Annotated in this window: 7 protein-coding genes; 2 read left to right on the forward strand and 5 right to left on the reverse strand. The window is 69.9% G+C overall.

All coding sequences use genetic code 11. From position 1 onward, the window contains the following. Window positions 1-179: 179 nt before the first annotated feature. Together rpoC and rpoB are read right to left on the reverse strand one after the other, a co-directional pair. A complete protein-coding gene (rpoC, locus tag QU602_RS14515; RefSeq protein ID WP_308797170.1) occupies window positions 180-4,082 on the reverse strand; it encodes a DNA-directed RNA polymerase subunit beta' in 3,903 nt (1,300 codons plus the stop codon). 43 nt (window positions 4,083-4,125) lie between these two features. Then, window positions 4,126-7,617 (reverse strand): DNA-directed RNA polymerase subunit beta, encoded by a 3,492-nt coding sequence (gene rpoB / locus QU602_RS14520; RefSeq protein WP_308797171.1) that lies wholly within the window; start codon window positions 7,615-7,617, stop codon window positions 4,126-4,128. Between the two features lie 290 nt (window positions 7,618-7,907). On the opposite strand from rpoB, the gene QU602_RS14525 reads away from it, so the two are divergent. Beyond that, window positions 7,908-8,660 carry a spermidine synthase gene (locus QU602_RS14525; protein ID WP_308797172.1) on the forward strand — a complete coding sequence of 251 codons (753 nt, stop codon included), beginning with the start codon at window positions 7,908-7,910 and terminating at the stop codon, window positions 8,658-8,660. Window positions 8,661-8,680: 20 nt separating this feature from the next. Next, window positions 8,681-9,547 carry a spermidine synthase gene (locus tag QU602_RS14530; RefSeq protein WP_308797173.1) on the forward strand — a complete coding sequence of 289 codons (867 nt, stop codon included), beginning with the start codon at window positions 8,681-8,683 and terminating at the stop codon, window positions 9,545-9,547. Between the two features lie 417 nt (window positions 9,548-9,964). On the opposite strand, the gene QU602_RS14535 is transcribed toward QU602_RS14530, so the two are convergent. The 3 genes from QU602_RS14535 to QU602_RS14545 form a co-directional block, all read right to left on the reverse strand. After that, complete coding sequence (locus QU602_RS14535; RefSeq protein ID WP_308797174.1) at window positions 9,965-10,837, reverse strand: 5-oxoprolinase subunit C family protein; 873 nt, start codon at window positions 10,835-10,837, stop codon at window positions 9,965-9,967. A gap of 310 nt (window positions 10,838-11,147) precedes the next feature. Further along, window positions 11,148-11,792 (reverse strand): 5-oxoprolinase subunit B family protein, encoded by a 645-nt coding sequence (locus QU602_RS14540; RefSeq protein WP_308797175.1) that lies wholly within the window; start codon window positions 11,790-11,792, stop codon window positions 11,148-11,150. A 205-nt stretch (window positions 11,793-11,997) separates the two neighbouring features. Continuing rightward, entirely contained in the window at window positions 11,998-12,723 is a 726-nt protein-coding gene (locus QU602_RS14545) for a LamB/YcsF family protein (RefSeq protein ID WP_308797176.1), read from the reverse strand. Window positions 12,724-12,744 lie beyond the last annotated feature (21 nt).

Here is a 12,744-nt window from a genome sequence, read left to right on the forward strand (position 1 = left end):
GGCGCGACCTACGCACCCGCGAATGCGCTCACTGTAGCAACGCGCGACGGCCCATCCGGGGACCTCCCCCGGCGCTTCGCCACGCCGCCCACCCAGGTCGCGCGCACATGCGAAACGGCGCCCCGGAGCGGATGCTCCGGGGCGCCGTTTCAGCCAGGCTCAGACTGGCACGACCACACTCAGCTGTAGTTGCCGGGCGTGAAGTCGTCGCTCGAGAACGCGTCGAAGTCGACGAAGCTCAGGTCGCCCTCGTTGAACGCGGCATCGTCGGAGAAGATGCGGTTCGGGTAGCGCTCCGCCTTCGCCTCCTCCGTGGCCTCGACCGTGACGTTCCGGTACTTCTGGAGCCCGGTGCCCGCGGGGATCAGCTTTCCGATGATCACGTTCTCCTTGAGGCCGACCAGCGGGTCCGACTTGCCCTCCATGGCGGCCTGCGTGAGCACGCGGGTCGTCTCCTGGAAGGACGCGGCCGACAGCCACGACTCGGTCGCGAGGGAGGCCTTGGTGATACCCATGACCTCCTGACGCGCCGATGCCGTCTTCTTGCCCTCGGTGAGCGCGGCACGGTTGATCCCGTTGTACTTCGAACGGTCGACGAGCTCACCCGGCAGCAGGTCGGTGTCGCCGTGGTCGACGACGGTGACCTTGCGCAGCATCTGGCGCACGATGACCTCGATGTGCTTGTCGTGGATCGGCACACCCTGCGAGCGGTACACGTCCTGGACGCCGTTCACCAGGTGCTTCTGCACCTCGCGCACGCCCTTGACCCGGAGGACCTCCTTGGGGTCGATCGCGCCCACGATGATCTGCTGACCGAGCTCGACGTGCTGGCCGTCCTCGACGAGCAGCGTCGAGCGCTTGAGCACGTTGTACGTGATCGGCTCGTCGCCGTTGTCGGGCGTCAGGATGACCTTGCGCTGCTTCTCGGTCTCGTCGACCGTGATGCGGCCGGGAGCCTCGACGATCGGCGACGCACCCTTCGGGGTACGGGCCTCGAAGAGCTCCTGCACGCGGGGCAGACCCTGCGTGATGTCATCGGCCGACGCAGAACCACCCGTGTGGAAGGTACGCATCGTCAGCTGCGTGCCGGGCTCACCGATCGACTGCGCCGCGATGATGCCGACGGCCTCACCCAGGTCGACCAGCTTGCCGGTCGCGAGCGAACGGCCGTAGCAGGCCGCGCAGACACCGACGGCCGACTCGCACGTGAGCACGGAGCGCACGCGGATCGTCTCAACGCCCGCGGCGACGAGCTTGTCGATGAGCACGTCACCGACGTCGGCACCCGCCTCGGCGACGACCTCGCCCTTGGCGTTCACCGCGTCAGCGGCGAGCGACCGGGCGAACACCGAGTTCTCGACGTTGGGGTCGCGGACGAGCTCGCCCGAGGCATCCGTGGTCGCGATCGGGAGCTCGAGGCCCTTCGACGTGCCGCAGTCGTCCTCGCGGATGATGACATCCTGCGAGACGTCGACCAGACGACGCGTGAGGTAGCCCGAGTCCGCGGTGCGGAGCGCGGTGTCGGCCAGACCCTTGCGGGCACCGTGCGTGGCGATGAAGTACTCCGCCACCGACAGGCCCTCGCGGTACGACGAGATGATCGGGCGAGGGATGATCTCACCCTTCGGGTTGTTCACCAGGCCTCGCATGCCGGCGATGTTGCGCACCTGCAGCCAGTTACCACGGGCGCCCGACGTCACCATGCGGTTGATGGTGTTCTCGGGGGCCGAGGCGAACTCCTCCTGCATGGCCTTGGCGACCTCGTCGGTGGCCTTCGTCCAGATCTGGATGAGCTCCTGACGACGCTCGAGGTCGGTCGTGAGACCCTTCTCGAACTGCGACTGCACCTTGCTGGCCTGCTTCTCGTACTTCGACACGATCTCGCGCTTCTGCGGGAGCTGCACGATGTCGGAGAGCGCGACGGTCACGCCGGAACGGGTCGCCCAGCGGAAGCCGGCGTCCTTGATCCGGTCGAGGGTCGCCGCCACCTCGGTCTTCGGGTAGCGCTCGGCGAGGTCGTTGACGATCGACGAGATCTGCCCCTTGCCGGCCTGCTCGTTGAAGAACGGGTAGTCCACCGGGAGCGCCTCGTTGAAGAGCGCGCGACCGAGGGTCGTCTCCATCAGGAACGGCTTGCCCTGCTCGAAGCCCTCGGGCTCAGTGCCCTCGGCGAAGTGCAGCCCCTCGAGACGGATCTTCACCTTCGCGCCGAGGTCGAGCATGTGCATGCCCGGCCGGTTCTGGTCGAACGCGAGGATCGCCTCGGCGATCGACGAGAACGCGCGGCCCTCGCCGGCGCCGCCGGCCTTCTCGGTCGTCAGGTGGTGCAGACCGATGATCATGTCCTGGCTCGGAAGCGTGACCGGACGGCCGTCGGACGGCTTCAGGATGTTGTTCGACGCCAGCATCAGGATGCGGGCCTCGGCCTGCGCCTCGACCGACAGCGGCAGGTGCACCGCCATCTGGTCGCCGTCGAAGTCCGCGTTGAACGCGGCGCACACGAGCGGGTGGAGCTGGATGGCCTTGCCCTCGACGAGCTGCGGCTCGAACGCCTGGATGCCGAGACGGTGCAGCGTGGGCGCACGGTTCAGCAGCACGGGGCGCTCGCGGATGATCTCTTCGAGCACGTCCCACACCTGCGGGCGCGAACGCTCGACCATGCGCTTGGCGGCCTTGATGTTCTGCGCGTGGCTCAGGTCGATGAGGCGCTTGATGACGAACGGCTTGAACAGCTCGAGCGCCATCTGCTTGGGCAGACCGCACTGGTGCAGCTTGAGCTGCGGGCCGACGACGATGACCGAACGGCCCGAGTAGTCGACGCGCTTGCCGAGCAGGTTCTGACGGAACCGGCCCTGCTTGCCCTTCAGCATGTCGGACAGCGACTTGAGCGCACGGTTGCCGGTACCGGTGACCGGGCGACCACGGCGGCCGTTGTCGAACAGCGCGTCCACGGCCTCCTGCAGCATCCGCTTCTCGTTGTTCACGATGATCTCGGGCGCACCGAGGTCGAGCAGACGACGAAGACGGTTGTTGCGGTTGATGACGCGGCGGTACAGGTCGTTCAGGTCGGAGGTCGCGAAGCGGCCACCGTCGAGCTGGACCATCGGGCGCAGCTCCGGCGGGATCACCGGAACGACGTCGAGCACCATCGCGGCCGGCGAGTGGCCGGTCTGCAGGAAGGAGTTGACCACCTTGAGGCGCTTGATGGCGCGGATCTTCTTCTGACCCTTGCCCTCGGCGATCTGCAGGTGCAGGTCTTCCGCCTCGGCCGTCAGGTCGAAGGACAGCAGACGCCGCTTGATCGCCTCGGCGCCCATGTAGGCCTCGAAGTACATGCCGAAGCGGTCCTGGAGCTCCTGGAAGACCGAGTCCTCGGGCTTCAAGTCGCCGACCTTGAGGGTGCGGAAGTCCTCCCACACACGCTCGAGGTGCGCGATCTGCTCGTCGGCGGACTTGCGGACGCCGGCCATCTCCTTGTCGGCCGCGGCCTCGGCGCGCTTCTTCTGGTCGGACTTGGCGCCCTCGGCCTCGAGACCGGCGAGCTCCTCCTCCTTGCGCGCCATGAGCGTCGCGATGCGCGCGTCGCGCTGGTCGCCGATGGTCTTGATCTCGAGGCGCAGCTCGTTCTCAAGGCCGGGCATGTCGGCGTGACGACCCTCGTCGTCGACGTCGATCACCATGTAGGCGGCGAAGTAGATGACCTTCTCCAGGTCTTTCGGCGCCATGTCGAGCAGGTAGCCGAGACGGCTCGGCACACCCTTGAAGTACCAGATGTGCGTGACCGGGGCGGCGAGCTCGATGTGCCCCATCCGCTCGCGGCGGACGGAGGACTTGGTGACCTCCACGCCGCAGCGCTCGCAGACGATGCCCTTGAAGCGGACCCGCTTGTACTTGCCGCAGGCGCACTCCCAGTCGCGGGAGGGCCCGAAGATCTGCTCGCCGAAGAGCCCGTCCTTCTCGGGCTTCAGCGTGCGGTAGTTGATCGTCTCGGGCTTCTTGACCTCACCGAAGGACCACTTACGGATGTCCTCGGCGGTGGCCAGGCCGATACGAAGCTCGTCAAATGTCGTTGCGTCGAGCAATTTCTCTCCTTGAGAAGGTTCCTGAATCGTCTTCGTGCCTGGCTTAGATCTCGTCGATGTTCGACGATTCGAAGCGTGCCGAGATGTTGATGCCGAGCTCCTCCGCTGCGCGGAAGGCCTCGTCATCGGTGTCGCGGAGCGAGACCGCGGTGCCGTCTGCCGAGAGGACCTCGACGTTCAGGCACAGCGACTGCATCTCTTTCATGAGCACCTTGAAGGACTCGGGGATGCCGGGCTCCTGGATGTTCTCGCCCTTGACGATCGCCTCGTACACCTTGACGCGGCCGAGGATGTCGTCGGACTTGATCGTGAGGAGCTCCTGGAGCGCGTACGCGGCACCGTATGCCTCGAGCGCCCACACCTCCATCTCACCGAAGCGCTGGCCGCCGAACTGCGCCTTCCCACCCAGCGGCTGCTGGGTGATCATCGAGTACGGGCCGGTGCTGCGCGCGTGGATCTTGTCGTCCACGAGGTGGTGCAGCTTCAGGATGTACATGTAGCCGACCGAGACCGGGTACGGGAAGGGCTCGCCGGAGCGGCCGTCGAAGAGCTGCGTCTTGCCGCTCGAGTCGATCAGGCGCTCACCGTCGCGGTTGGGGAGCGTCGAGTCGAGCAGACCCGCGATCTCCTCCTCGAGCGCACCGTCGAACACCGGGGTCGCGACCTTGGTGCCGGGGGCCGCCTCGTGCGCGGCCTCGGGGAGGCGCTTCGCCCAGGACGGCTTGCCCTCGACCTTCCAGCCCTGCTTGGCGACCCACCCGAGGTGGGTCTCCAGCACCTGGCCGAAGTTCATGCGGCCGGGGATGCCGAGCGGGTTCAGGATCACGTCGACCGGCGTGCCGTCGGCGAGGAACGGCATGTCCTCGACCGGCAGGATCTTCGAGATGACGCCCTTGTTGCCGTGACGACCGGCGAGCTTGTCACCCTCGGTGATCTTGCGCTTCTGGGCGATGTAGACGACCACGCGCTGGTTGACGCCCGAGCCGAGCTCGTCGTCGCCGTCCTGCGAGTCGAACACCTTGACGCCGATGATCGTGCCCTGCTCACCGTGGGGCACCTTCAGCGACGTGTCGCGCACCTCGCGGCTCTTCTCGTTGAAGATCGCGCGGAGCAGACGCTCCTCCGCCGACAGCTCGGTCTCGCCCTTCGGCGTGACCTTGCCGACGAGGATGTCGCCGGGGCGGACCTCGGCACCGATGCGGATGATGCCGCGCTCGTCGAGGTCGGCCAGCAGGTCGGGGCTCACGTTGGGGAGATCACGCGTGATCTCCTCCTTGCCGAGCTTGGTGTCGCGCGCGTCGACCTCGTACTCCTCGATGTGGATCGAGGAGAGGACGTCGTCCTTCACCAGGTTCTGGCTGAGGATGATCGCGTCCTCGAAGTTGTGACCCTCCCACGGCATGAACGCCACGAGCAGGTTCTTGCCGAGCGCGAGCTCGCCGTTGTCGGTCGCGGGACCGTCGGCGATGACCTCGCCGACCTCGATGCGCTCACCGGCCGAGACGACGACCCGGTTGTTGTACGACGTGCCCTGGTTCGAGCGGTCGAACTTGCGCAGGTAGTAGGTCTGCGTGCCGCCCTCGTCGAGTTGCACGGTCACCGCGTCGGCCGAGACCTCGGCGACGACACCGGCCCGGTCGGCGGTGATCACGTCACCCGCGTCGACCGCGGCGTAGCCCTCCATACCGGTGCCCACGAACGGCGAGTCGCTGCGCAGCAGCGGCACCGCCTGACGCTGCATGTTCGCACCCATGAGGGCGCGGTTCGCGTCGTCGTGCTCGAGGAACGGGATCAGCGAGGTCGCCACCGACACCATCTGGCGCGGCGAGACGTCCATGTAGCCGATCTCGGCGGCGGGGAACAGGTCGACCTCGCCGCCCTTCTTGCGGGCGAGGACGCGCTCCTCCTGGAAGTGACCGTCGGCCTTCAGCGGCGCGTTGGCCTGAGCGACGATGAAGTCGTTCTCCTCCATCGCCGTGAGGTAGTCGATGCGCTCGGTGACCTTGCCGTTCTCGACGCGACGGTACGGCGTCTCGATGAAGCCGAACGAGTTGATCCGCGCGAACGACGCGAGGGAGCCGATGAGGCCGATGTTCGGGCCTTCCGGCGTCTCGATCGGGCACATGCGGCCGTAGTGCGAGGGGTGCACGTCGCGGACCTCGACGCCCGCGCGGTCGCGCGAGAGACCACCGGGGCCGAGCGCCGAGAGGCGGCGCTTGTGCGTGAGGCCGGCCAGCGGGTTGTTCTGGTCCATGAACTGCGACAGCTGCGAGGTGCCGAAGAACTCCTTGATCGCGGCGACGACGGGTCGCACGTTGATCAGGGTCTGCGGGGTGATGGCCTCGATGTCCTGCGTCGTCATGCGCTCGCGGACGACGCGCTCCATACGGCTGAGGCCCGTGCGCACCTGGTTCTGGATCAGCTCGCCCACCGCACGGATGCGACGGTTGCCGAAGTTGTCGATGTCGTCGACGTCGAGACGGATCTCGACGTTCTCGCCACCGCGACGACCCGGCAGGGTCGCCTTGCCCTCGTGCAGCGCGACGAGGTACTTGATCGTGGCCACGATGTCTTGCACCGTGAGCACCGAGTCCGTCAGCGGGGCCTCGAGGCCGAGCTTCTGGTTGATCTTGTACCGGCCGACCTTGGCGAGGTCGTAGCGCTTCGGGTTGAAGTAGAAGTTGTCGAGGAGCGCGCGCGCGGCCTCGGCGGCGACCTGCTCGCCCGGGCGGAGCTTCCGGTAGATGTCCTTGAGCGCCTCTTCCTTCGTGAGGATGTTGTCCTTCTCGAGGGTGAGGGCGATCGACTCGTAACCGGCGAACTCCTCGAGGATCTCTTCCGAGGTGAGGCCGAGGGCCTTCATGAAGACCGTGACCGACTGCTTGCGCTTGCGGTCGATGCGGACGCCGACCTGGTCGCGCTTGTCGATCTCGAACTCGAGCCACGCACCGCGGCTCGGGATGACGCGCGCCGAGTAGATGTCCTTGTCGCTCGTCTTGTCGGGCGTGCGCTCGAAGTAGACGCCGGGCGAACGGACGAGCTGCGACACGACGACACGCTCGGTGCCGTTGATGACGAAGGTGCCCTTCGGGGTCATGAGCGGGAAGTCGCCCATGAAGACGGTCTGCGTCTTGATCTCACCCGTGAGGTGGTTCATGAACTCGGCGTTCACGTACAGCGGTGCAGAGAACGTCTTGCCCTTCTCCTTGCACTCGTCGATCGTGTACTTCGGCGGCTCGAGCTCAGGGTTCGTGAACGAGAGCTGCATGGTCTCGCCGAGGTCCTCGATCGGGGAGATCTCTTCGAAGATCTCCTCGAGGCCGGTGGCCTCGGGCAGGTCGGTACGACCGGCCTCGACCGCCTCCTCGACGCGAGCGCGCCAGGCCTCGTTGCCGACGAGCCAGTCGAAGCTCTCGGTCTGCAGGGCCAGCAGGTCGGGTACGGTGAGGGTGTCGGTGACCTTCGCGAAGGAGAGGCGGCTCGCACCTCGTCCGTTCTTGGGGTTGGGCGTGGTTGCGTTGCGCGCAGCAGCCAAGGAAATGACCTCCGTGGCCCTTCAGGGCCGGTTCACTGTCGATGGTGGAGTGGACCCCTCAGACGGGTTGCGGATGCCGGGGACCGAGGGGTTCCGAAACTCGCAATAGCCGACCGCAATATGAAGGCAGATTGGTCTGGGAGCGCAAAGGTCAACTATATGTCAACCGACGCGCCATGTCCAGTCGGATTCTTGATTTGTTCCTGCGAGTCCGGTATAAAAGGCGCTCGCTCAGGCAAGATCCACGGATGACCCGCGAGAATCCGCCCGACTCGTGGCACGATGCCGCCATGCGGCCCTTCGAATTCGCGCGCGACGTGTTCTCCCGCGACGGCTTCACGCTGCTCGTCGACGGCCAGTCACAGTCGCACGTCGACCCCGGCGAACCGGGCCGGCTCTTCTTCGAGTACGTCCGTCGTATCGGCAACGTCATCGACGCCTTCCGCATTCCCGGCGCACCGATCCGTGCGCTGCACCTCGGCGGCGGCGGCCTCTCGCTGCCGCGCTACGTCGAGGCGACCCGCCCGGGCTCGTCCCAGGTCGTCGTGGAGCACGACGGCGCGATGCTCGACGCGGTGCTCGCCCGCGTTCCGCTCCCCCGTGATGCGGACCTCGAACTGGTCGTGGCCGACGCCCGCGACGCCGTCGCCCACCGGTCGGACGCGAACGCCGACCTCGTCATCGTCGACCTCTACACCGGGCTCGACCCACCCGCGTTCGTCGCGTCGAGTGCATTCGCCGCCGATGTGCTCGCCGCGCTCGCACCCGACGGCCTCGTCGTGGTGAACGTCGCCGACGCGGCCGGGCTCGCGCGCCTCGGCGCGCAGGCGCGCGCGTTCGTGCGCAATGCGCCGACCGCCGAGCTCCTCGTCGCGGGCGCGCCGGCCATCCTCGCCGGGGCGGAGGACGGCAATGCGATCCTCGTGGTCGCACCCGGCGGCCTGCCCGCCGACCTCGAGCGACGCCTCGCCGCGGCCGGACCCCATCCCGCCGGAGTCCTCACGCGCGACCGCCTCGACGTCGTGCTCTGGGGGTCCTGCTAAGCCGGGGTAGCGTTGCGGACATGCCCGGCCAGGACCCCTCCGACCTCGAACGTCGCCTCGGCGTGAGCGGTCACCTCGCGCGCCTCGAGGAGTCACGCTCGGCGCGCGGCGCGTGGACCCTGTACGTCGATGACACCCCGCAGTCGCATGTCGAGCTCGACCGACCGGATTGGCTCGGCTTCGAGTACGTTCGTCGCATCGGGCACGCGGCCGACGTGGTCGCGGCCGAGGGTGCCCCGATCACCGCGTTGCACCTCGGTGCCGGCGCGCTCACGCTGCCCCGGTACGTCGCCGCGACCCGGCCGGGGTCCAGGCAGCAGGTCGTCGAGCTCGAGGCCGACCTCGTCGAACTCGTGCGCGAGCATCTGCCGCTGCCCCGCGGCGCGCAGATCCGGGTGCGCACGGGCGACGCTCGGGAGGTGCTCGCGAAGCTGCCGGCGGGGCTCGACGGCGCGGTCGACCTCGCGATCGTCGACATCTTCTCGGGTGCGCGCACCCCCGCGCACGTCACGAGCGCCGAGTTCTACGGATTGCTCGTGCCGCGGCTCGCACCGCACGGCATCGTCGCGGTGAACGTCGCCGACGGCGCAGGGCTCGCGTTCGCGCGGTCGCAGGCGGCGACGCTCTCGCACGTCTTCGCGCACGTCGCCATCGCGGCGCCGCCGGCCATGCTCAAGGGCCGCCGGTTCGGCAACGTGGTCATGTTCGCATCGGCGGCCGAGCTGCCGTTCGAGACGATGCCGCGCCGGCTCGCCACCGACCCCGCCCCCGCGAAGCTCGTCGAGGGCGCAGAGCTCGAACGGTTCGTCGCCGGCGCGCGCGTCGTCACCGATGCGACCGCCGTGCCCAGCCCGCCCCCGAACCGCTCGGTCTTCCTCTCCCGCTGAGCAGGGGGCGGCCGGCGCGGGCTCCGCTGGGCAGCCGACGACCCGACCTGCGCACCGCGCGACCACGCCCACACCTCGCCGCGCCGTCGCGCACCGCGTACCGCCCACCGCCCACCGCGCACCGCGCCCGCGCCCGCGCCCGCGCATCGTCCACCGCCCACCGCCCACCGCCCACCGCCCACCGCCCACCGCGACGCGATGGAAGTCGAAAAGTGTGGAGTGCCACGCGCAGGCGCGACTTCCAACCCACTTTCCGACTTCCATCACGCGATGTGGGGATGTGGGGATGTGGGGACGCGGCGATGCGGCGATGCGGCGATGGGCGACGCCGCGACGCGGCGATGCGGCGATGCGGCGATGCGGCGATGCGACGGTGCGACAGCGCGGCGGGCGGCGACGAGACAGGTGGTGTGGGCGTCACGCGTGGCGGAAGCGGACACCCTGACCCGGCCGCAGCTGTGCGATCCGGTCGAGCGAGCTGCGCGTCGCCACGGCGATGACGGGGTAGCCGCCGGTGACCGGCCGGTCGGCGAGCAGGATCGTCGGCAGCCCCGACGGCGGCAGTTGCATGGCGCCCGGCACCGTCGGCTCGCTCACCAGCTCGCCGCCGACGCGGCGCTCGAGCGGCACGCCTTCGAGCCGCGCGCCGATGCGGTCGGAGTTGGGCGACAGCCGCCACTCCCGGTCGAACAGCGTCGTGAGCGAGGCATCCGTCACCCAGTCGGCGCGCGGACCGGCGAGAAGCTCGACGGTCGCCGCGCCGGCAGGCGGCGGGAACGCCGCCTCCTGATCGAGCGCGGGCACGGATGCCTCGGGTTCGGCGCCGATCGTGAGCTCCGTGCCGGCCGTGACGGGCTCGGGGCCGAGCCCCGCGAGCGTGTCGCGCGAGCGTGAGCCGAGCACGGCGGGAACGTCGAGGCCTCCGCGGACCGCGAGCAGGTACCGGATGCCTCGCTCGGGAGCGCCGAGCTCGAGCACCGCGCCGTCTCGAGCGCGCGCAGCGGTGTACGGCGCGATCCGCCGTCCGTCGAGGTGCACCGGCCCCCAGGCGCCGGCGACGGCGAACCACTGCTCGCCGCGGAACACCGCGCGAACGCCGCCGCCCACGAGCTCGAGCCCCGCGGCGCCGTCGGCGTTCCCGACCAGCCGATTGCCGAGCCGCAGTGCACCACGGTCGAGCGCTCCGGACTCCGCGACGCCGAGATGCGCGAGCCCGGGCCGCCCGAGGTCCTCGATCAGCGCGAGCGCGCCGGCCTGTTCGAGGACCAGCGCACGCCTCGCCGTCGTCATCGGGGCCACCCTGCGCACAGCTCCACTCGCCGAACCGTCGCACCGTGCGGGTGGGCACGCGGAACACCCGCCGATTGCCCCAGCCGCGCGGCCGACCCGACACACACGCCAGCCCACCGAACCCGCGGATCGGGCCGCAATCCCCCTTGCCGAACGGTCGCGGATGGCGAGTAAGGATCCCGGGGACCGGCCATCTGCGACCGCTCGACGACCGGGGCGGCGGGCGTGCGCGTGCCCGAGGGCGTGCGCGTTTCCGAGGGCGTGCGGGTGCGGGTGCGCGTGCGCGTGCGCGAGCGCACACGACAGGGGCTCATCGGGTGCTCCGCTCGAAGCGGACCGTCGCGCCGGGCGTGAGCAGGGCGGGCGGGTCGGCTGCGAGGTCCCAGAGAGATGCCTCGGTACGGCCGATGAGCTGCCAGCCGCCCGGGCTCTCGCGCGGGTACGCGCCGCTGAAGGTCCCGGCGAGCCCGACGGCGCCCGCGGGCACGCGCGTCCGGGGACTCGCCAGACGCGGCACGTCGAAGGCCCAGTCGTCGCTCACGAGATACGCGAAGCCCGGCGCGAACCCGATGAACGCGACCCGCCAGGTCGCGTCGACATGCCTGGCGACGACCTCGTCGACGGTCAGGCCGAGCAGGTCCGCGACCGCCGAGAGGTCGGCGCCGTCGTAGACGACGGGAACGACCACCGCCTCGCGTGCAGCTGGCCCTGCGGCATGCTCGACCGCACTCCCCTCGTCCGCCGCCGCGGTGCGCCGCACCCACGCGGCGGCCGTCTCGAGTGGCAGCCGGGCCGGGTCGACCGCGACGAGCAGCGTGCGCGCGGCCGGCACGAGCTCGACGAGACCGTCGATCGGCGCGGCGGCGAGCGCGTCGTGCAGCGCGAGCACCTGGCCGAGGCCGCCGCAGTCCACGAGCAGCGCGGCCTCGCCGCTCGGCAGGATCCGCACGCTCATGCGGTCATCCATCGGCGGCAGCCGGCCGGCACGGCCTCGGGCTGCGCGCTCCCCCGCCGCTCGTCACACGACCGTCGGAGTCGCCCGCGCCTCAGTGCCTCGCGCCCCGCCGCCGTGCTGCGACGCCCAGTCGTCGGTCGCGGAGCGCCCGACGAACGCCGCGCATCGAACCCCGCCGAGCCGTGCTCGAACCGCCCGCCGTGACTCACGCGAACGACCGGATCTCGATGCCGGCATCCTCGAGAGCCCGCCGCACCGCGCGCGCGAGCACGGCCGCACCGGGCGTGTCGCCGTGCAGGCAGATCGAGTCGACGTCGCCGCCACGCGCCAGCTCGACCGCGCGCGCCGTGACGGCCGCCGGTTCGGTGAGCACGGCGCCCGGCTCGCCGCGCGGGATGAGTCGGCCGTCGGCACCGACGCCCCGGTCGGCGAACCCCTCGCGGGCGAACGCGAGCCCCGAGGCATCCGCCGCGGTCGCGATCGCCGAGCCGGCACCGCCCAGCACCCACAGCCCGGCGTCGTACGCCGCGATCGCCGCGGCGAACCCCGTCGCCGCGGCCGGGTCATCGGCGAGCCGGTGATAGAGCGCGCCGTGCGCCTTCACGTACCGCACACGCGTGCCCGCGACCCGCGCCGCCGCATCGAGGGCGCCGAGCTGGTAGACCAGCTCAGCGCCGATCTCATCGGGGCTCGCGTCGAGCGCGCGTCGCCCGAATCCGGCGAGGTCGCGGTAGCCCGGGTGTGCGCCGAGCGCCACCCCGTGCCGAATCGCGAGCGCGACGCTCTCGCGCATCGTGAGCGGGTCACCGGCGTGGAATCCGCAGGCCACGTTCGCGCTCGAGACCAGCTCGAACATCGCCGGGTCGTCGCCCGAGCGCCATGCGCCGAACGACTCGCCGAGGTCGCAGTTCAGGTCGATCGTGGCCACCACCCTCCCATTCTGCCGCCGGGC

The organism is Agromyces protaetiae, assembly GCF_030866785.1.
Lineage (GTDB): Bacteria > Actinomycetota > Actinomycetes > Actinomycetales > Microbacteriaceae > Agromyces > Agromyces silvae.